Below are 18,746 nucleotides of genomic sequence, written 5' to 3' on the forward strand. Positions count from 1 at the left end.
CGGAGTGCCGGCTGTCGAATGGGCGGTCGCCGGGGTGACGACATGATGGTCGATGCTATGAGGTCACGCACGATGCGGGCCGTCAAATCTAAAGACACCAGGCCTGAGCTGATGGTGCGGAGCCTGATACACGGGCTTGGATACAGGTTTCGGTTACATCGGCGAGATTTGCCGGGTACCCCGGATCTGGCCTTTCCTTCGCGCCGACTGGCGCTGTTCGTTCACGGATGCTTCTGGCACGGGCACGATTGCAAGCGCGGGGCGCGCATGCCGAAGGCCAATAATGGATATTGGGTCGCAAAAATCGACCGAAACCGCCAACGTGACCGGGAAGCGCAGCTGGCTCTGGAGACGATGGGTTGGGGGAGCTGCATCCTATGGGAATGCGAGTTACGTGATCAGGAAAACCTTCGCGCAAAGGTGATCGAATTGATGTCCGCGCGGCCGAAACTGACGGACTGAGGCGTCTGCGCCAAAAAGCTCGCGCGCCTTTTCGCGACAGCGCAAGCGGGTGCCGACATAGTCTGAGTGACTTGTCCGACGGCCGGCGTTTGCAGGCGGCTGGACGAATGAGCGTCCTACTCTCGCCAACTCAGAGGGACGCGGGTACCGATCAGCTTATGGTACTGGTTCTGGTCGACGTCATGATTGTAGGAGTGAATCTCGAGCACGGCGTCCTTGAGGATATGCAGGTGGTTTTCATACCGTTTCGAACGCGGAAACACCCGCCAGTTGACCGGTTCGTCCGCGAAAGTCTGGGTCGCGCCATTGCTCTTCAGGACGAGAAGCGATTCATCGAACTCGAAAACCAGACCGAAGAGAGCGGTCTTCACGGACACGAGCGTGTTCAAGTCCGAGGGGCGCGGAACCTTCCCGATGAATTTTAACTCGCCGCTCGAAAACAGCCGGTACACCGCGATGTGCCGGCGCTCAACCTTATAGAGTTTGTCACGGCTCCCCCAGATGAGCGGTTTTTTGTCACCCGTGTCGTACTGATTGCCGACGAGGTCTTCAAGGCGATCGACATCGCCCGCCTTCCAAGCGGCCTCCGTCGACTCCTCGTTGTCGTCGCCGACGATGTCTTGAAGCGGAATCGAACTATCCGTGGTTCCGGAGGCTCGATCGAACCTGGCCAACACGCTTCCCTCTTCGAACGACGTGCCGACAATATTATTGAACATCCAGTCGCAGGCGTCACAGGCACGCTCCGATAGGCGTCCGCCATCCTGTTCTTTCGGCCACTCGCGATCGCCGATTTTTAGATCCAGATGAAAGAGCCCGTCGGGCCCCGCCGCGACAGCCACGTTGCCATATGCCGGCCAGGCCTGGTTCGCGCCACGCGACGACAGACGTATCACTTGCGTACGGCTCGACGTATCTGGGTCATAATGAGCGGCGAACACCCCGCGGCCGGCCGCGACGATGAGGCGATCATAGTGGAAGGCGCTTGTCGCGTGCGGAAATGGGAAGTCGTTGTCGCTACGGGCGATACAGTATTTCGCAAGTGTGGCGGCGCTAATTTCGAACTCGGTGCTGGCCAGATTGGCGAAGCAGCGCCGCACATGCTGCAAATCCATCGTTGATCGGTAGATGGCGTTGCTTTCACTGAAAGCCAAACGGAGGGCGACGCCGTTCTCGCCGAACGATCGGGCTAGGTCTGCGACAAGACGCTCCCATGCGTAGATCGAGAGTGAGCCGTCGGTTCCAAACAGGTGAAGTTGTCCTTTGTAGAGGAGCGAATCCCACCATTGGCCTTCCACGCTGAGTTTCAGATCGCGCATCGTTGTCCTGAGGCTATTTTGCGGATTTTGGCGGCCGGCAGAATTCCCTGGGAGAGCCAATCAGCTAAAATATCTCCCGGAGGGCGCTGCTGTGGCTCCTTATGATTGCAGGGATAGCCGTGCCATGCTGCAACTTGATGTTCATCAAATTTCGCAATGAACAGTTCGGTGGCGTGATCTCTGTCCACGCCGAGTTTCATGACGATGCCGGAGGGACGGTATAGCGACCATGCAAACTTTTTCTCGATCCACTGGTTCATCATGGCCGTCTGAAATACGTCGCGTTCCTCAGATGTCTGAATTCTCCACTGGGCTTTCCCCTTTGTCTTGTCGCGATGGTCCATTTTATGGACGTATCTCACCAGGTGGTCTGGATCCTCTGAAGGCTGATCAATTTTTCGAAACCGGATTTCGTGTAGATTCATGAACTTACAGCGTTGTTAAGAAAGATGACGTAAATAGAGCGGGGACAACGTGGAATTGAACCACCTATTTCAGAAAATTCAAGATTTAAATACATTTATCTGGTGGTATCGAAGGTAAACGACACTGTCGCGATGAAATGGTTGAAGGATCGCCGGTTGAACACCCTTTAAGCCGAGCCTCGCCAGATTTTCCTGTGATAAGCGAGAAGAAAACATCAACTCGCCGGTCTCATCGAAGGTTAATAGTCCATCATCAAACAGGAAATCGACATGAGGTGCTAACATTAGACCGTTTCGACCGGCAAGTCGTTCATGCGCGCTGGTGCACATACGCCATGGTTTCATGTGGCTAGCGACCAGTAAACCCAGATCCGAGATACCTGTGACCCGGCAAATGGGCTCACACTCTAGTACCCGGCTCCGGAAAATTCCCTGTCCTCTCCTCGCTTGGATCACTTGAGAACGTACCGTGTCGTTAAGGTTCGGGTCGGATGCAAAGCTTTGCTCGATAAGGTCTTCAACTTTGTCAACAAAGTTCTGCGAGGGACCATCGGTAGGACGTTGATCGAAGTCACCTATCGTTGCGTTGATTTCTCCAAGGATCATCGCGAATACTTCACGGCTTACCTCCGCTAGATATGCCTTCTGATTTCCCTTGCCAGTGGCAGATTGTAATGGTGAATGAGATTTCGGCAATATGGGAGCTAGGCTGCTCAGTATCGCCTTCGGTTTTACGCCGATAGCCCGATCGAACCAGCTGACTGGCAATATCCAACCTTCAGCGCCCCAGTTTGTCCCCACGTTTCTAAACTCGGTAGGCTTTGGCGCGATGACGGCGAAATCGGTCACGACACCGATGCGCGCAATTTTCGTCGAGGCATAAGAAAAGACGAAGTCCCCTGGGGCTGCTACGCGCATGTTGTCATAGAATTTACTCCGCGAGCCGTTTTTTTCGACTTTAGGAGACCACAAATAGCCTCCTGCTAACTCTTGACGCTGCGTCTGCTTATGATTGACCCACCAAAATTTCACTCAACATTCTCCAGATTTAGCGTTCGTTGATGTCCGCTAATAGTAGTTTTTCTAATGAGCGGATCGATGATCATCTGCGGCTGATGACACCGATCCTCGTAGGTCTGCGGACTAGCCTGATGAGTACCGCCGGGATGAGTGGCCAAAAGGGCTCCGCACTAGCAGGCGGCCAATTGTTCGGTCGAACTTGCCGACCATCATACGCAAGCCCTCTTAGAAAACCGCAATCTTGCAGAGATGCGGTCTCGCCGTCTCTAGTCCAGCGACGACAGCATCGAGAATGGCGACCCGGGTTCAAGGGGGCGGCAACAGCAAGGTCGGATCGTCCTGATCTTCAAAGAATGCAACCGCATTCGCGGCTCGTTGCTCTCGCCAATATCGCTCGGACTGACGAGGTGGCGCGCCGAAAGTGGTCCCCGCGGCCGATGGGCCGGCTATCCGCCTCTCTGCAGGTTTCTCCACCTGCGGGGTCGATTGGGCGAAATTATCGATATCTCGCGGAATCGGGACGGCGCGCTGGGACAGATGACGGAGAAAAGTTGTCTCGCGCATCGGAAGCCCGCGGCTGTTTTCCCGCCGGGTGAGTCTGCGGACCTCGATGCTGGGAGCTTCGTCCGATAACTGCAGCGGTTGCCTGCTTATGATCTGATCCATCGCCTGCCTGGCACTGGCACTGACCGGCGCGCGGGGTAATTGAACCTTTGTATGACCATACCGACCACTGACCGTGGCAGGCCGCGCGAAGACCAGTCGCTCATTCGGTGAGCCGTCTGGTCTGAGCCCAAAACCTGGATTGTCCTCTGACCCGGTAACGGTCACCCACGTTGGCTCTGCTGGGCTCATCCCCTCGAAGCCGAAATACGGTCCGACAGGGCTGCCAGCGCGAACGTAGGCTTGAAGCGCCAGATAGCTCTGATGGAATTTCTTTGTTTCACGATGCCCACGATGGACGGAAGACATGGCTTGATGCAGCAATGGTGCGCCGATCGAAAAGACGGGAAACCCGCGGCCAAGTGCGACGTCTATGCTTTTGCGAATGTCCGATTCTGCCACGCCATCCGTCTTTAAACCGAGCGCCGCGTCGAGAATGGCGCCGTCGGCAATCTGGGGAAACCAGTTCATGAGGTTCCGTACCCAGTTCCGGCGTTCAGCCAGCTTATTGTTGCGCAGAAGGAAGTAGCCCGCTGCCACCGCTGATATGGGGTCGCTTACCTTGTCCTGGAGGAAACGGTCAGCGACCTGGAGCGTCTCGGCAAGTTGATTGGCCGCGGCAATCGACCCATCTGAAAGGTAGGTCAGAATGATTTCATTGTCGGGCACCTCACGCGCTACCGTGATGTCGATCGTATCGCTTTCGTTTCCGGCGCTTCGAGTGAGCGCAACGCGGACCCTCTGTCCGGGCGGCAGAGCAACCAACCGCCATCCCACATGTTCGCCACCGACCTGAAGGAGGTGAGGATTGTCGGGAACTGCGATCGTGATCTGCTGGATCCCAGTGCGGTCGCTCAGCCTTTCCTCAACGGGGAGGGGACTACTTTGCCACCGACTGTCAAGCAGTGACCATAGGGTGATCCAGACTTTGCCGATCGCGGGAGCCTTCTCTTTATCATCGCCAGTCTTGTCGACAAGATGACCGAGAGACTGAAACGGTGTCACCCATTCCAACCAGGCTGTTGGTGCCGTCTTGCCGATATCAAAAGTCGCGTCACTCTTGTCGCCTTGCCGGTTGGCAATGGTCTGGAGAGAGCGACCGTCCGGCAGCATCGCAACGACATGGAGGCGATCGCTTTGACCCCGTCCCCGATCCTCAACCGTCACCTTTGCCGTTCGGTCCGGAGATGCGATGCCCGATGCCAGGAGATCGCCTTTAGGCGAAAACACGTTGAAAGGCAGCGTCAGAAGGATCCTATCCTTCTGCGACCCAGAAACACTAACCGTCAATTCCATCGGACAATCCCCTTCAATTGACTTTGATGAGACGACGAACGGCAGCGTTCGTCAGCAGTTTTCGATTGAAGACCTGTTCGGGAAAGGAAACGGGTTCCATGGAGTTTGTTCCATAGGTCCATTCGCCGTGCTCCCTGACGAACCGGACCGGCCCCGTTGCGAGCGGCTTTATATCCCTGACCAAGGCTGCGTCTTCTATAAAGGCCTGTGCAACAGGACGAAAGCCTGGGGGTGTGACGTCGAGCTCAAGCATGACCGAAGGCCGTTTCGATAAGACGTGCATGGGCACGGTCCAGTTCCCGTCGCCCTCGGTCTTTCCGATTTTCTGACGATCCTCTTTTTGGTCGGCTTGGGCGAACTCGAGGAACTCTGAAATCGCCGCACGCAGTCGGGTTACATCGACGGAATAGCCGTTTCCGCTGGGGTGTTCCACGCCACAATGGCCGCGAAGGGCGGAAAGCAGCGCCTGCGTGAAGTGGGCAACTCCTCCGTCGGGAGCATAGGCCAGGCGGTTTGCCGTTGTCGCCCGGATGATAGCCCAGTCAGTTGTCGTCAGCGCGCCTCTCCGCGACCCACCGATCAACGCTTTCGGGTCCTCCAACTGGTTGATGATCTCTTCGCTCAGTTCCATACATGCGTCGATAAAATAGAAAAGGCTGGCTTTCGCTTTGCGAAGTGTCGCCTGCACCGTCATCGAGAGTTGGAAGACGGAGTTCCAGATGTCGGCGCCATCCTCGCCGAAGTCGTCAGCGACCAGGTATTGGGTTTCACCGTCGCTGATACCATGCCCGCAGAAATAAAATACACCCCGGCTTTCAGGGTTTAATTTGAGCCGGTCAAGCCAGGCGATATAGGCGGCCTTGATATTTGTGATGGACGGTCGCGCGATTTCCACCGACGTTCCAAACGGTGCTGCGTAGGTTCCGACCGGCGATGCCAGCATCACAACGGAGCCGAGCGGCGCGTCCTCGTTGCAGAAGGCCTGGCTCGATTCCTTTCCCTGGCCGATCGGCATCGCATCGGCTCCAGTCAGAAACCAGTCGGCTACAGCTGTGACCGATACCGGCGGAGAAGTAAGCGGCGGCAGGCTTCCATATCCGGCAGCAGCAAGGCTCGGATATTCGCCGCAACCGATCAGGAGAACATGGGTTGCGGCAACGCTCGGGTCGGCTTTGATAGCGTCGGATTCGAAGACGATACTCATCGTTATGCCTATTCCGACAAGCGGGCCTTCAGCCGCTTATAGAAGCTTGGTCTTGCAAAATATCCCCCATGCGCGCCAAGCCCGCCATAACCCGTGTCGTACTGGAAATCATTGACGCCGTCATAAATGCCTGCCGCACTGAAGGAGAATACGTCATTCGTGTCGAAAACGTTTAGCCATTTCCCAACGTTGGGATTGGCTGAAATGCGGTCTTTTTTTGGGTCAGTCGGCATCCCGGGAGGAAGGATCCGATTATACAGCGCCATCTCCTCGAATAGGCCAACTTGCGAACCGATGGTCGCCAGATAATCGACTTTCAGATCCGGGGCGAAATACGAAAGAATATCGTACGTGATGACCCCACCGAGGCTGTGGCCGACGATGATCAGTTTGTCGTCACCGTCCTGCCGGGCGGCATCCGCATTGCGAAAGTCCTGCAGGACCGTTTGCACGATCGGGCCGGGTGCCGCTGCGGTTCCTCGATTTTTCAGGTAGACGAAGACGTCGCCCAGGAACCTAGACGCTTTCTGATGCGCGGATTTTCGTCCGAGCGCCAGCAATCCGGCGGTTGCTGCGTCGCTTGGCACTGATCCCAATCGCGCCAAAGCCTCCTTCGTTGAGGCAAGCCATCCGCTTAGACCAAACGTTTCGAGTTTTTTCTCGTGCGCTGGCATCTCAGTGATGCCTTTAAGCAGCGCATCGAGAAATTCCTCGTTTGACAATGGTTCGGCTTGCAACGCCCATGCGGGAGCAGGAAATTCTTCGATATATCGCTGCGATGCCTGGTAGGCGGCCGCAATCTTCTCGATATTCCCAGGGGAATTGGCGGTCGCAGCCGCTGCGTCCCAGATGAGATCGACGGCGTCTGCAAACGATCGATCGCGGCTTACTTGACCCAGGATGACGGACTTCGCCCCGAAGGATTCGTGAACTTCGTTCAACCAGAGGTCAATCTCTCTGTTCTGCGAACCAAGCGCCAAGGTTTCGTAACCGCCTCCCGGCAGTGAAACCTGATTCCAAAGAAACTTGACGCCATCTCCGCCCCAGTAAGGAAAGGTGACTTTCACTTTTGCCGGATCGAGTCCGAGCGGCGTGGCAAGCAACGTCTTCAAGAATTCTTTCTTGCGGGCGACGTCTTCGGCAAATCCAGCATCTTCCTTGCGATTGTTGACTCCATGAACGAACACTATTGGCATTCTGACCCCCGCAACAGCACTATTTATTAGAAACAGTTGTAGTCGAGGTAGCGTTCGCTCTCAAAGGGAAAATTTGCCGTTTTGAGCCCGGCATGCCGGCTGGTCTATCAATTGGCGGGGTCGCCACGGCAATCATCATTCAATGGGAAATGGAGGTGACCAGGAAGCAGGTTGGAACGCTTGCAACCGCCACAGCAAAACGGACCGCGAAGAGCATTTCAGTAGGTAGCCGCGCCTGGCCTTTCGCTCGTCCCACTCATAAACCATTGAGGTACCCGCCACTCGCTCGTAGGATTTAAGCAAATTCGTGCTGCAGGAGTCGAGTGCGAAGAGATCAAGACACTACAACTTTGAAGCGCACAGGTCAGACGATAGCTATCGCGAAATCATCCAAGATTTGCGCTACTTCATTTCGAAAATTCAGCAGCGGTCCGGCAGCCGTTACCCTTAGTTTTGTAAGCGCGCGATCGAACAGGACGACATTAGTTTCGCCATTCAAGCGAGAATCGTAAATGATCCCATCGGGTTTCTCGTCGTGAAGCCACAGTGCTCTTGACCATTGCTGCCCGAGTTCGTGCGAAGCGGCACGGGCAGCATCAGTTGGAATCCGCATCCGCAGCATACCGTCCGAGCGCAGGTCCGCGAGCCGAACAGGTTCAATGGTCGCGACAGAGGCGCAGGACACCTCCAGAAGCTCCCCCATGCCGATAGGGAAGGTGCCCTTTGATCCGATCGCGCGCTCGCGCAAGATCGCTTCGGCGAAGCAGACCTTGATGCTGCTGCCGAAATAAACGACGCCGAAACGATCAGGAGGAGTCAGGGCAATTTCAGGATCACTGAAGCGGCTCGATCCGAAGCCGTAGCCAAGCGGATCGGGATACCGGCTTTGGTAGAGCCGGTACCACGATGCCACAGGGGGCAGTTCATGAATCACCAGTTCGCGCGAACCAAAGTCGGTTGGCGGAAGCAAGTTCGATGAGATGCTCAGGAGAAATCACCTTTGCCAATCGAGCGTGCTGCTCCCACTGCATCTTCGATCCTGCCGGCGCGCAGCATTTCGAGACCTGTTCGACCGCCAAGGCTACCGCTTTCCTGCAAAAGGAACCGGTACACCGCCCAAGGGTGCCCGTTCAAAGCCTCAAATAGTTGCGCGAGGCCACCAAGCAGTTGGCCGTCATCTCCAATCTGCCATTTTGGAAACCGCACGCCTCGCTTCGCTCCTTCGAGCCCGAGAACCTCGTGACGCTTGCGCTTTTTGTTCACCGTCTCGCGTGTGGAGCCGATCTCATCGGCAAACTCGTCTGCAGACAACATCTCGGGCCGCTTAAGGATCTCAGCGACACGCTCGCTTCCGCGCTGCTTTGCGGCCGCGAGGGCTGTATCCAGCGCGTCCTTTTGTGGTGTGATCTCCTCGATCTCGATTTCGGGTTCTTCGTCCGAGGATCGAATGACATATGTCACACGAACAGTGCCACCTGTGTTCTTGGCGCGTTTGACACCTTCGGAAACGCCAGAAAGCACTCGCGCAGCGGTCGCGCGGGCCGCTGCTTTTTTCTCAAAGAGTGGCTCCCATTTACCAGCATATCCGGTAATTAGATTGCCGCGACGCTCGGTGCGCTTGCGGGAACCACCTTTCTTATCGGTCATGGCCATAGGGCACCTCCGCATAGAATATGGAGTATCTTGTCAAGTTCGTCAACTTCGTCAGTCAAATTCGATCGAACTTGAATAATAGGTGCGAAGGATAGCGGACGCAGGGTATTGATGTTATGAAATGACATGCCGCATAATGCGGTTTCTGCAAATAACCATCGATGTCTCAACGACTTAGGTTTGGCAGCTTGGTGCCGCAGGTTCTAATCCCTTCAAGAGCAACTATCGCCTTATTTCCAATCTTCGCGCTACCTGCTGACTAGCGCGATCTTAATCCTAGGCTGGATATCCGCATGAAGCGAAAATCTGCCCTCGTCACGAAACGCCAGTCCGCAAGGCGTCGATAAAGGCACGCAAGGCTGGAGACATCTGGCGCTGCTGCGGATAGCAAATAAACAGACCTGGGAAGGGCGCTGACCATGACTGAAGCAGCGGGACTAGTCGCCCTGCGCTGATATGATCTGCTACGGTGTCTTCAACTGGGAAGCCGATCCCGATCCCTTTAAGCGTCGCGCTCAGGGCGCTCTCCTTGTCGCTGAAGATGAGAGGGCCATCAACGGTTACACTGAACCAAGCTTCGTTTTCGAAGAACTCCCAGGCGTAAGGTGTCGCCCGACCTGGCCACCGCCACCGGATACAGCGATGATTTACGAGGTCTCGCGGATGCCTTGGCTGTCCGTGGAGCTGCAGATAGTCGGGCGCTGCGACGGCAATCTGCCTTAGCTCTGGCCCGAGGCGGACCCCAACCATGTCCTTTTCGATTACCTCACCGATCCGGAGCGCGACGTCGTAACGAGCGGCGACAATATCGATCACCTCGTCGTCCAGCGTTATATCAAGGACAATCTCAGGATAGCGATCGGTAAAGTCTTTCAGGATCGGATCGATGTACTTGTGCGCCGCCGATCGGAATGTGTGCACCCGAACGGTTCCAGCGGGCTTTTCGCCCGCCTGCTTAACCTGCGCCACCGCGCCGCCAAGGTCGAGCGCCGCGATCCGAGCGCGCTGAAAAAGGTTCTCGCCCACTTCGGTCAAAGACACGTTGCGAGTGGTACGATGAAGCAACCGCATGCCGAGGTGATCTTCGAGGTTGCGAACCATCTGGCTTAAGGCAGAGGGCGAAACCCCGAGCTGGTCGGCTGCCCGGCTGAAACTCAACTGTTCCGCCACGACGATGAAGGCGCGGAGCTGATTGTAATCCTGACCGTTCAGAAGGTGGCTCAAAGATCGCCTCAATGTTCTTTAGCTGAGCTAACAACTTCTGTAATTTTATAGCGCATTATCAAGCTGGACGCGACAGGCCATCTTTGCATCATTCACTTGAAGGAGCAAAAGATGAAGACGTGGCTTATCACAGGTATCTCGCGTGGACTGGGCAACGCCTTGGCAAGGACAGCGCTCTCGCAGGGCGACACCGTTGTCGGAACGGTCAGGACGGGTTCAATTTCGTTCGACAATGAGACAGGTAACCTGCACGTTCTAAACGTCGATCTCACCGATAGTGCTGCGACCGAAACTGCGGTTGAAGAAGCCTTTAAGCGCCTCGGCCAGATCGATGTCATCGTCAACAATGCCGGATATGGTCTGCTCGGTGCCCTTGAACATGCGACCGACGCAGAAGTGGAACGTCTTTTTGCCGTCGACGTCTTTGCGCCGTTCCGGATTATCCGGCGCGCCCTGCCTTATCTCCGCAAGCAGGGATCGGGGCATATCATCAACATCACATCGATCGCCGGCAGAGCTCCCTCTACTGGATCTGCCTTGTATTCGGCTGCCAAAGCAGCGCTGGAAGGCCTGTCAGCTGCGCTTTGTCTAGAAGTCGCTTCGCTTGGCATCAAAGTGACGGCAGTTGCGCCTGGCGCGTTCAGGACAGACTTCCTGTCGGCACATTCGATTCAAAGGAGTGGCACGGCGCATGAAGCCTATGCCGGAACAATCGGAAAGAGCGATGCGGCCTTCAACGCGGCAGCCGGGCATCAATTGGGTGATCCGCAACGTGCCGCAAATGCGATCATGGCTCTGGTTAAGTCCGAAAATCCACCGCTTCACCTGCTGCTGGGTAGCGATGCCTTGCGTCGCATGCGCACCAAGCTCGATCAAACCGTAGACGAAATCGATGCCTGGGAGACGACGACCCTCAGCACGGATTATCCGGAGGACGGAAAATGAAGATCATACCTCAGGGATGGGATCTTTCCGGAAAGGTCGCTGTCGTTACAGGTGCAGCACGCGGGATCGGGCTGGAATCGGTGAGACTGCTGCGATCGAGAGGTGCACGCATCGTCGCCAGCGATATCAATCCAGCGGTGAAAGACCTCGCTGGAGAGGACATCGCAACGTTCTGCGGGGATGTATCGGAGGAAGCGACCGCGATCGGAACCATCGCGCTCTCACTCCAGCGCTTCGGGAGCATCGATATCCTCGTCAACAATGCCGGACGAACAATGAACAAACCTCTGATCGATATGAGCGCTGCCGACTGGGATGCCATCATGGCGATCAATGCTCGCGGAAATTTCCTGCATTCGCGGGAGGCGGTGAGGGCAATGATCGGCATGGGCGGCGGCGCGATCGTCAATGTCGCGTCCATCGTCTCTGCGGTCGGCATGAAAGATACGGCCGTCTATGCCGCGTCAAAAGGCGCCATTACCCAACTCACGAAGGTTGTTGCGGTCGAGTACGGTGATCGCGGCATCCGCGCTAATGCCGTCGCCCCTGGCGTCGTTGAAACCGACATTCTCGAAGGGATTGTCGCGAACAGCAAGGTTACGCTTGCGAGTTATGGTGGCGCCCATCCAATCGGACGGGTCGCACAGCCAATCGATATAGCCGAGGTGATCGCATTTCTGGCATCGCCTGCATCGTCCTTCATAACGGGTGCTCTCGTGATGGCGGACGGCGGCTACACGGCTCTTTAGGGGAAGGTAAACGTGATGACAAAATCAATTCTGATCGTGGCCGCCGAACGCGGCTTGGGACTTGGCCTTGCCGAGCAGTTCTTCAACCGTGGCTGGAATGTGGTGGGGACGGCTCGACCAGGCACCGACGTGGATGAGCTCAGGAGAGTGGGCGCGACCGACCCCGATCGCCTGACCGTTGCAACCATAGACGTGACCGACGCCGCACATATCGCGCCGTTTCAGGCGTCGCTCGGAGATCTTCTGTTCGATGTAGTCTTCATAAACGCCGGAATTTGGGGTGCGGAGCATCAAAGCGTTCTGGAGGCGACAGACGAGGAATTCTCCCAGATCATGCTGACAAATACATTCGGGCCGATCAGGCTCGCCCGCCATCTTCTCAACCAACTCGTCATGCCAGGCGGGACACTGGCGTTCATGTCTTCGCACCGCGGCAGTATTGCCATCAATGTCGAGGGCGGGCTCGAGCTTTACCGGGCAAGCAAGGTGGCGGCGAACATGCTCGCGCGGGGGATTTATGCGGAAAATAAGGCATTAACTGTGCTGTCCATACACCCGGGCTGGGTCGACACTGCCATGGGCACACTTGGCGGCAAAGTGAAGGCCGAGATTTCGCTCGAACCCAGCGTACGCGGTGTTGCCGATGTAGTCGAAAAGCACATGGGCTCCGGCGAAAATCTATACCTTGACTATCAAAACAATCGTCTCGATTGGTGAGCCTCCGAGGTGTTTTGCCCCACCGCGTCCGACGAGAGCGAAAAGAAGGCGTAACACACCGTGAAATCGAGAGGTTTTCACCCATTTCGTTGATCGCAGGTACGTTTGCCGAGGCGGTGGTACCACGCATTGCGCTTTGCTCCCGGAGATGCTAAAAATTGATTGTCGAAAAAGGCAGATTTGGTGTGGTCTAGCCCAAGTCCTTTCTGAAACGAAAGCTCTGTCCTTGCGTAACGCATGAGTCCCGCGACGAACAACGGACGCTGAACGGCGTCCCTTTGGTCGTCCGTGTGGTTCTCAAACGACGAACTGCTCCGGTCGAACGACGGTTTTGGAGCAGATTATGAAAGACCTTCCTTTTACTTATGATGTGGTGATTGCCGGTGCAGGTCCGGTCGGCCTTTTTCTCGCGTGCGAGCTTCGGCTCGCGGGCGTGTCGGTTCTGGTGCTGGAACAGGCAGAAGACCCTGGTTCCCCGCTAAAGGAACTCCCGTTTGGAATGCGTGGTCTATCCGCGCCAGCCATCGAAGCTTTCTATCGTCGCGGGATGCTGGGCGATGTCAGCATGTCGAAGCGCTCGAGAATAAATCCGCACGAAGAAAGCGCTGCGCCGTATTCGGAGAACAAGGCGCGTCGACCTGCGGGGCATTTCGCAGGCATCCAGTTTTTCCATGACAAAATCGACGTTAGCCAGTGGCAGTATCGCCTGCCTGGTTCCGTAGCAACCAACATAGCAACCACAATGGCGACCGTAGAAACCGTTCTCGCCTCTCGTGCGGATGCTATGGGTGTCGAGATAAGGCGCGGCATTCCTCTCCAAAATTTTGAACAGTCGAGCACCGAGGTGACTGTTCACGCCGGTGGAGAAGTCTTTCAAGGGCTCTGGCTTGTCGGCTGCGATGGCGGGAGGAGCACGGTGCGAAAATCTGCCGGCTTCGAATTCATTGGAACCGATCCGGAATTCACCGGCTATTCCGTGCAGATCGGCATCGCTGATCCCGACGCACTTGCAACAGGTCGCCACTACACGACCACAGGCATGTTCACGTATCAAAAACCCGGCACGATTTCGATGGTCGATTTTGATGGGGGTGTTTTTCACCGCACAAAACCGATCACGATCGACCATGTGCAGAAGGTATTGCGGCATGTTTCCCGCACGAAAGTCACTCTCACGGCTCTACATCAGGCAACAACATGGACCGACCGTGCCTTCCAGGCGACGACATACCGAAAAGGGAGGGTACTGCTGGCGGGTGATGCGGCGCATATCCATTCACCCTTGGGCGGCCAGGGGCTCAATCTTGGGCTTGGGGATGCAATGAACCTCGGGTGGAAGCTGGCATCGACCATTCGCGGCCAAGCCCCCGATGGCTTGCTGGACAGTTACACAGTTGAAAGACACCCGGTCGGAGCTCAAGTCCTTGATTGGTCGCGCGCGCAGGTGGCCATTATGAGGCCCAGCCGAAGTTCAAGGGCGCTTGAGGCCATCTTTCGTGATCTTATCGACACGACCGGCGGTGCCACCTACTTCGCTGAACGGGTGTGGGGAACGCGCCTTCGCTATGATTTTGGTTGCGGCGACCACCCCCTGGTTGGCTGCAGCGCTCCCGACTTCGAGCTCGTCGATGGGACGAGACTCGGCGAATACTTAAGAGGCGGCAAAGGCGTATTACTAGACTTCGATGCTCATTCTCCGTTGCCAGAGTATCGAAATCTATTTGACGCGCAGTTCATATACATCGCAAGCGACGTTAAAGAACGACTTGGTCTGTCGGCCGTTCTTGTGCGACCGGACGGCTATGTGGCGTGGGTCGCGGCAGAAGACGACGAAAGCTTTGTCGAAGCCGCGTCTCGCTGGTTTAGGACGGCTCGATGATTTGTTCGCGATTACAAAGTGGTCATAGGCTTTTAACGAGGCACGGCCGAATTCCTCGCTTTGCAGGTCTCCTTCACATGGTCGATGAAGGCCCGAAACGCGGGCGAGATCCTTCGCCGGCTGGGGTAAAACAGGCTGAATCCCGGCAAATCGGCGACCCAGTCGTCAAGGACCTGCACCAGTTTGCCGGCTTCGAGATCGGCGGCCACCTGGGAGCGAAGCAGAAGGCCGAGACCTAGCCCGTCTATCACCACATTTCTGATCGCCTCGCCGTCGTCAAATATCAAAGAGGGAACAACTTTGTAGTCCATCTTCTGGTGCCCTTTTGCAAACGGCCATCGCAGGAGCCGCGAAGAGCTAACGTACCGGTATGATACGGTGCGATGGGCGATTAGATCTTCCGGGTTGATCGGCACGGGGTATTTCTCGAAATAAGACGGCGCACCGACAATGACGACAGGGGTTGCTGCGGTCAAAGAAAGCGCCACCATGTCCTTGTCGATAAGACTACCAAAGCGGATCCCGCCATCGAACCCCTGCGCCACCACATCATCCAGTCCCTCGTTCGTGGAAATTTCGACCACAACATGAGGATAGCGCTGACAGAAGCTCGACAGCATCGGGCGAATAATGCTCTCAAACGCGACTGGGATTGTTGTCACGCGGACGGCGCCTGTTACCGTCGCCCCTTCCTCCTGTAAGGACTGCATTTCCTCTGCCAGATCACGCATCGCCGGGCCGAGTATTTCCAGCAAGCGCCGCCCAGGGTCGGTCGGGGCGACGCTCCGAGTGGTTCTCGCGAGCAGCGGGACCCCTATCTTCTTCTCCAGCTGGCTGACCGTATAGCTAAGGGTAGATTGTTTTATTCCCAGTTCCGAGGCGGCCTGTGTAAAGCTTCGACAGCGTGCAACCACTTCAAAAACCGCTAAATCGCGTAGGATCATCCGGTCCATTTATCGATCTCATCTCTAAGTTCATTCGAAGCATGGCAGTTTATCTATACCCGGTCGGGCGTCTATCTTTTCTGTGAAGTCTGATGGAGAAGCAGGGTGGAGCCGGCGTCATCGTGAGACGACCATGAATTTGGTTGAAGGATAAGACCGTGAAAGCAGCTGTGTACGACGAGCCGGGGGCTCCTGACGTGTTGAAATACCGGGATGTTACCGACCCCAAGATTGGTCCCGACGATGTTCTGATTGCAACAACTGCAATTTCGATTGAAGGCGGTGACCTGATCAATCGTCGAGTGGTTCCTCCTGCTTGCTTGCCGTGGATTGTCGGGTACGCGGCATCAGGACGGGTCGTGGAGATCGGCTCCAACGTCCGCAACCGCGAAGTCGGCGACGAGGTCACGGCCTTCAACATGCAAGGCTCGCATGCCGAACTTTGGGCAGTCCCGGCAAACCGCACCTGGATCGTGCCATCGGGCGTAGATGCAGCGTCCGCTGCAGTCGTACCTATATCGTTTGGTACAGCTCACTATTGCCTTTTTGCCAAAGGGGGCCTTCGTTCCGGGGAGACGGTCCTCATACAGGCAGCGGCCGGAGGTGTCGGGCTTGCATCAGTGCAACTCGCAGCTCGAGTCGGAGCAAGGGTGATTGCCGTTTCCAGCGGCGAGCGGCGGCTGGAAGGCCTTTCCTCTCTCGGTGCGGACCACGTCATTGATCGCTCCTCCGGCGATATCGTTGAAGCGGTACGACAGATTACGAAAGGGAAAGGCGTTGATCTGGTGATTGATCCTGTCGGTGCCACCTTGCCCATATCGCTTGCGACCACGACCAACGAAGGCCGTATTGTCTTTGTCGGCAACGCGGGCGGCAGCGATCTCTCAGTGGATCTTTGGCCCGCCATGCAATCGAACCAAACCTTATACGGCGTGTTCATGGGGCCGCTTCTGGAGCGCTATCATGTCCGCTCGACAATCGACGACCTTTTGATCGCTCTCGGGAGGGGAGAGATTCATGTCATAATCGAAAGGACGTTCTCCCTCTCGCAGGCGCGAGATGCGCACGATTTTGCCGAGAAAGCGAAGCCACTTGGCCGGGTCATCATGACCCCTTAGCCGAACGTACATACACGGAAATGAGATTAAGGCCCATACTTGGGATCCGCAGAAGGGTGAGGGTTCACCTCCGGTCGACAGCCGGATGATCTCGTGAATACTCCCTCATCGCAAGCAGGACCGGCATGAGCTGATGACCCGCGCGGGTCAGGTGATATTCAACATGTGGAGGCTGCTCATGGAAGTCTCGCCGCTCGACGAGCCCGTCGGCTTCAAGATCCCGCAGGTGCTGTGTAAGTACTTTCTGCGATATGCCGTACAATTCTCGCAAAAATTGGGAACTACGCATTGATTGGCTAGCGAAGAGGCGAAACAGAATCTGCAGCTTCCACCTCCCGGTCAGCATTGCCAGAATACGACTGACATGGGCGACGGAGCCATCCGGCCCGAGACAGGCGGAACGTTCGTTCACGGGCACTTTTAAGTGCGTAATTGCCTGAGTCATCAACTTCCTTCTTTGTGGGTTCCGGATTGAGTGTCGGAGTGATTAGAATGAATTTGAATCTCGACGGAAAGATCGCATTGGTTACAGGCAGCAGCAAGGGGATCGGTGAGGGAATAGCCCGCGGGTTAGCGCGCGAAGGTGTAGTCGTCATCATCCACGGGCGCGATAAAGCAAAAGCAGAAGAGGTCGCGAACACGATCTGCCTTGAGGGCGGGCGCTCGCATGTCGTCACCGGTGACTTGACCTGTGAAGACGACGTCCAGCGTCTGGTCGAAAAGGCGCAGGCCTTTGTCAGGCCGATCGGTATCCTCGTTAATAACGCCGGAGGGTCGGGGGAGCAAGAAGACTGGGCCACAACGCAGTCTCGCACATGGATAGATGGGTATGAGCGGAACGTTATTGCTGCGGTAAGGGTCACGTCGCGCGTGCTACCCGCGATGCGCGTCGCGAGATGGGGACGTGTAATCAACATCTCCAGCCTTGCAGCCATGATGCCTCCGGCAGCAAGGCCAGACTATGGGGCAGCGAAAGCGGCGATGCTAGCGATGACAGCATCTCTAGCAAAAGATGTCGCGGCAGACGGGATTACTGCGAATACCGTATCTCCGGGCACGATCCATAGCACTAGCCTTGAAATGGCCTTTCGCAAGGTTGCTGTTCAGAAGGGGATTGCGCAAGACGCTCCTTGGCCAGAGGTTGAACAGGGGGTGCTTTCTCACTTCGCGGAGGTTCCGGTGCGCAGAGTCGGGAGGCTAGAGGAAGTTGCTGACGCGGTTGCTTTTCTTGCCAGTCCACGCGCAGCTTACATCACTGGCTCAAACCTAAGGCTCGACGGTGGGCTTTGGCCAGGGCTGTGACGCAGGCTGCTTCTGCATGGCGCTAAGTTGGCCCCATGCCGCAAGTCTCGGTCTTCAACTAAAGGCGGCCCATCAATGGCTTGCTATAGATCGCAACATGGATGCCTATGAGGCGCCGCATATCCTCCACATCCTGAGCGGCACACCGTAAACCTCGCATGCCATAAGTCAGCGTCAGGGCATAATCCTCGGGCTGAACGGATATCGGCCAGTCTTCCAAGTTTTCTTTCAGGATCTCGACGACCAGAGCCTGGAAGCGTCGATAGACCTGACGGACGGCGGGAAATTGCAGATCGAAAAGATCTGCCGCATCCGGAAAGGCGGCTGCGAGTTCGACCCCATGCAGACCCCAACTTGTGCAGGCGTGAAGCAGCTTCTCGTCGAGCGGCTCGATCATCGCAACAGCCGTTCTGATCGATGTCAGCGCCTGCGCGTCCATGTTTTCGATGACGCGTGTGAAGATCGCTTCCTTATCTTGGAACTGAAGGTAAAGCGCCGGGCGCGACATTCCCGCCGCCTTGGCTATATCGCCCATGGTTGTGCGGGCGAAACCGTAGCGCACGAAAACCGATTGAGCGGCACGGAGGATTTGATCTTCTCTTTCGGCTTTGGCATTCATAGCCCAACTTG

19 protein-coding genes are annotated in these 18,746 nt (G+C 56.3%); 7 read left to right on the forward strand and 12 right to left on the reverse strand.

All coding sequences use genetic code 11. From position 1 onward, the window contains the following. The first annotated feature begins 42 nt into the window (after positions 1-42). Positions 43-462, forward strand: a complete 420-nt coding sequence (locus HQN82_RS23275) for a very short patch repair endonuclease (protein WP_173616073.1) — start codon at positions 43-45, stop codon at positions 460-462. Between the two features lie 116 nt (positions 463-578). Here HQN82_RS23275 and HQN82_RS23280 read toward each other — a convergent pair whose 3' ends face one another. The 9 genes from HQN82_RS23280 to HQN82_RS23320 form a co-directional block, all read right to left on the reverse strand. Beyond that, the gene (locus HQN82_RS23280; RefSeq protein ID WP_173616074.1) at positions 579-1,781 is read right to left on the reverse strand and encodes a hypothetical protein; all 1,203 of its coding nucleotides are present in this window, start codon (positions 1,779-1,781) and stop codon (positions 579-581) included. Further along, on the reverse strand, positions 1,769-2,125 hold the full coding sequence (locus HQN82_RS23285) for a hypothetical protein (RefSeq protein ID WP_173616075.1): 357 nt from the start codon (positions 2,123-2,125) through the stop codon (positions 1,769-1,771). Before HQN82_RS23285 ends, HQN82_RS23280 begins: the two co-directional genes overlap by 13 nt. Positions 2,126-2,284: 159 nt before the next feature. Further along, entirely contained in the window at positions 2,285-3,238 is a 954-nt protein-coding gene (locus tag HQN82_RS23290) for an HNH endonuclease (RefSeq protein WP_234904950.1), read from the reverse strand. Positions 3,239-3,532: 294 nt separating this feature from the next. After that, entirely contained in the window at positions 3,533-5,185 is a 1,653-nt protein-coding gene (locus HQN82_RS23295) for a hypothetical protein (protein WP_173616076.1), read from the reverse strand. Between the two features lie 13 nt (positions 5,186-5,198). After that, on the reverse strand, positions 5,199-6,389 hold the full coding sequence (locus tag HQN82_RS23300; RefSeq protein ID WP_173616077.1) for a caspase family protein: 1,191 nt from the start codon (positions 6,387-6,389) through the stop codon (positions 5,199-5,201). A gap of 8 nt (positions 6,390-6,397) precedes the next feature. Beyond that, on the reverse strand, positions 6,398-7,585 hold the full coding sequence (locus HQN82_RS23305; protein WP_173616078.1) for a lipase family protein: 1,188 nt from the start codon (positions 7,583-7,585) through the stop codon (positions 6,398-6,400). 364 nt (positions 7,586-7,949) lie between these two features. Next, positions 7,950-8,555 carry an RES family NAD+ phosphorylase gene (locus HQN82_RS23310; RefSeq protein ID WP_234904951.1) on the reverse strand — a complete coding sequence of 202 codons (606 nt, stop codon included), beginning with the start codon at positions 8,553-8,555 and terminating at the stop codon, positions 7,950-7,952. A gap of 14 nt (positions 8,556-8,569) precedes the next feature. Then, positions 8,570-9,238 carry a hypothetical protein gene (locus HQN82_RS23315; protein ID WP_173616079.1) on the reverse strand — a complete coding sequence of 223 codons (669 nt, stop codon included), beginning with the start codon at positions 9,236-9,238 and terminating at the stop codon, positions 8,570-8,572. A gap of 315 nt (positions 9,239-9,553) precedes the next feature. Further along, complete coding sequence (locus HQN82_RS23320) at positions 9,554-10,462, reverse strand: LysR family transcriptional regulator (protein WP_173616080.1); 909 nt, start codon at positions 10,460-10,462, stop codon at positions 9,554-9,556. A 96-nt stretch (positions 10,463-10,558) separates the two neighbouring features. Between HQN82_RS23320 and HQN82_RS23325 the strand changes: the two genes are divergently transcribed. From HQN82_RS23325 to HQN82_RS23340, 4 genes are all read left to right on the forward strand, one after another. After that, complete coding sequence (locus HQN82_RS23325; protein ID WP_345791268.1) at positions 10,559-11,407, forward strand: oxidoreductase; 849 nt, start codon at positions 10,559-10,561, stop codon at positions 11,405-11,407. Next, positions 11,404-12,156: an SDR family NAD(P)-dependent oxidoreductase gene (locus HQN82_RS23330; RefSeq protein ID WP_173616082.1), complete on the forward strand. Its 753-nt coding sequence runs from the start codon at positions 11,404-11,406 to the stop codon at positions 12,154-12,156. Before HQN82_RS23325 ends, HQN82_RS23330 begins: the two co-directional genes overlap by 4 nt. Before the next feature lie 15 nt (positions 12,157-12,171). After that, positions 12,172-12,873, forward strand: coding sequence for an SDR family NAD(P)-dependent oxidoreductase (locus HQN82_RS23335; RefSeq protein WP_234904952.1), 702 nt, complete (start codon positions 12,172-12,174; stop codon positions 12,871-12,873). Between the two features lie 343 nt (positions 12,874-13,216). Further along, positions 13,217-14,752: an FAD-dependent monooxygenase gene (locus HQN82_RS23340; RefSeq protein ID WP_173616084.1), complete on the forward strand. Its 1,536-nt coding sequence runs from the start codon at positions 13,217-13,219 to the stop codon at positions 14,750-14,752. A gap of 32 nt (positions 14,753-14,784) precedes the next feature. Here the strand turns inward: HQN82_RS23340 and HQN82_RS23345 are convergent, their stop codons facing one another. After that, the gene (locus tag HQN82_RS23345) at positions 14,785-15,705 is read right to left on the reverse strand and encodes a LysR family transcriptional regulator (RefSeq protein WP_234904953.1); all 921 of its coding nucleotides are present in this window, start codon (positions 15,703-15,705) and stop codon (positions 14,785-14,787) included. A 149-nt stretch (positions 15,706-15,854) separates the two neighbouring features. Here HQN82_RS23345 and HQN82_RS23350 point away from each other — a divergent pair, with 149 nt between their 5' ends. Next, positions 15,855-16,814 carry a quinone oxidoreductase family protein gene (locus HQN82_RS23350; RefSeq protein ID WP_173616085.1) on the forward strand — a complete coding sequence of 320 codons (960 nt, stop codon included), beginning with the start codon at positions 15,855-15,857 and terminating at the stop codon, positions 16,812-16,814. Positions 16,815-16,878: 64 nt separating this feature from the next. Here HQN82_RS23350 and HQN82_RS23355 read toward each other — a convergent pair whose 3' ends face one another. Continuing rightward, positions 16,879-17,259 (reverse strand): winged helix-turn-helix transcriptional regulator, encoded by a 381-nt coding sequence (locus HQN82_RS23355; protein WP_173616086.1) that lies wholly within the window; start codon positions 17,257-17,259, stop codon positions 16,879-16,881. A 47-nt stretch (positions 17,260-17,306) separates the two neighbouring features. Here HQN82_RS23355 and HQN82_RS23360 point away from each other — a divergent pair, with 47 nt between their 5' ends. Further along, positions 17,307-18,116 carry an SDR family NAD(P)-dependent oxidoreductase gene (locus tag HQN82_RS23360; protein ID WP_173616087.1) on the forward strand — a complete coding sequence of 270 codons (810 nt, stop codon included), beginning with the start codon at positions 17,307-17,309 and terminating at the stop codon, positions 18,114-18,116. Positions 18,117-18,174: 58 nt separating this feature from the next. Here the strand turns inward: HQN82_RS23360 and HQN82_RS23365 are convergent, their stop codons facing one another. Then, positions 18,175-18,735: a TetR/AcrR family transcriptional regulator gene (locus HQN82_RS23365; protein ID WP_173616088.1), complete on the reverse strand. Its 561-nt coding sequence runs from the start codon at positions 18,733-18,735 to the stop codon at positions 18,175-18,177. Positions 18,736-18,746: the final 11 nt, after the last annotated feature.

The organism is Agrobacterium pusense (assembly GCF_013285525.1).
GTDB classification, from domain to species: domain Bacteria; phylum Pseudomonadota; class Alphaproteobacteria; order Rhizobiales; family Rhizobiaceae; genus Agrobacterium; species Agrobacterium pusense.

What these genes read in the sequence shown, in the direction of transcription:
- HQN82_RS23360 (WP_173616087.1), top strand. Translation starts at nt 17,307, where the DNA reads ATGAATTTGAATCTCGACGGAAAGATCGCATTGGTTACAGGCAGCAGC.
- HQN82_RS23355 (WP_173616086.1), bottom strand. Translation starts at nt 17,259, where the DNA reads ATGACTCAGGCAATTACGCACTTAAAAGTGCCCGTGAACGAACGTTCC.
- HQN82_RS23340 (WP_173616084.1), top strand. Translation starts at nt 13,217, where the DNA reads ATGAAAGACCTTCCTTTTACTTATGATGTGGTGATTGCCGGTGCAGGT.
- HQN82_RS23315 (WP_173616079.1), bottom strand. Translation starts at nt 9,238, where the DNA reads ATGGCCATGACCGATAAGAAAGGTGGTTCCCGCAAGCGCACCGAGCGT.
- HQN82_RS23335 (WP_234904952.1), top strand. Translation starts at nt 12,172, where the DNA reads ATGACAAAATCAATTCTGATCGTGGCCGCCGAACGCGGCTTGGGACTT.
- HQN82_RS23280 (WP_173616074.1), bottom strand. Translation starts at nt 1,781, where the DNA reads ATGCGCGATCTGAAACTCAGCGTGGAAGGCCAATGGTGGGATTCGCTC.
- HQN82_RS23365 (WP_173616088.1), bottom strand. Translation starts at nt 18,735, where the DNA reads ATGAATGCCAAAGCCGAAAGAGAAGATCAAATCCTCCGTGCCGCTCAA.
- HQN82_RS23305 (WP_173616078.1), bottom strand. Translation starts at nt 7,585, where the DNA reads ATGCCAATAGTGTTCGTTCATGGAGTCAACAATCGCAAGGAAGATGCT.
- HQN82_RS23285 (WP_173616075.1), bottom strand. Translation starts at nt 2,125, where the DNA reads ATGGACCATCGCGACAAGACAAAGGGGAAAGCCCAGTGGAGAATTCAG.
- HQN82_RS23295 (WP_173616076.1), bottom strand. Translation starts at nt 5,185, where the DNA reads ATGGAATTGACGGTTAGTGTTTCTGGGTCGCAGAAGGATAGGATCCTT.
- HQN82_RS23345 (WP_234904953.1), bottom strand. Translation starts at nt 15,705, where the DNA reads ATGGACCGGATGATCCTACGCGATTTAGCGGTTTTTGAAGTGGTTGCA.
- HQN82_RS23330 (WP_173616082.1), top strand. Translation starts at nt 11,404, where the DNA reads ATGAAGATCATACCTCAGGGATGGGATCTTTCCGGAAAGGTCGCTGTC.
- HQN82_RS23300 (WP_173616077.1), bottom strand. Translation starts at nt 6,389, where the DNA reads ATGAGTATCGTCTTCGAATCCGACGCTATCAAAGCCGACCCGAGCGTT.
- HQN82_RS23275 (WP_173616073.1), top strand. Translation starts at nt 43, where the DNA reads ATGATGGTCGATGCTATGAGGTCACGCACGATGCGGGCCGTCAAATCT.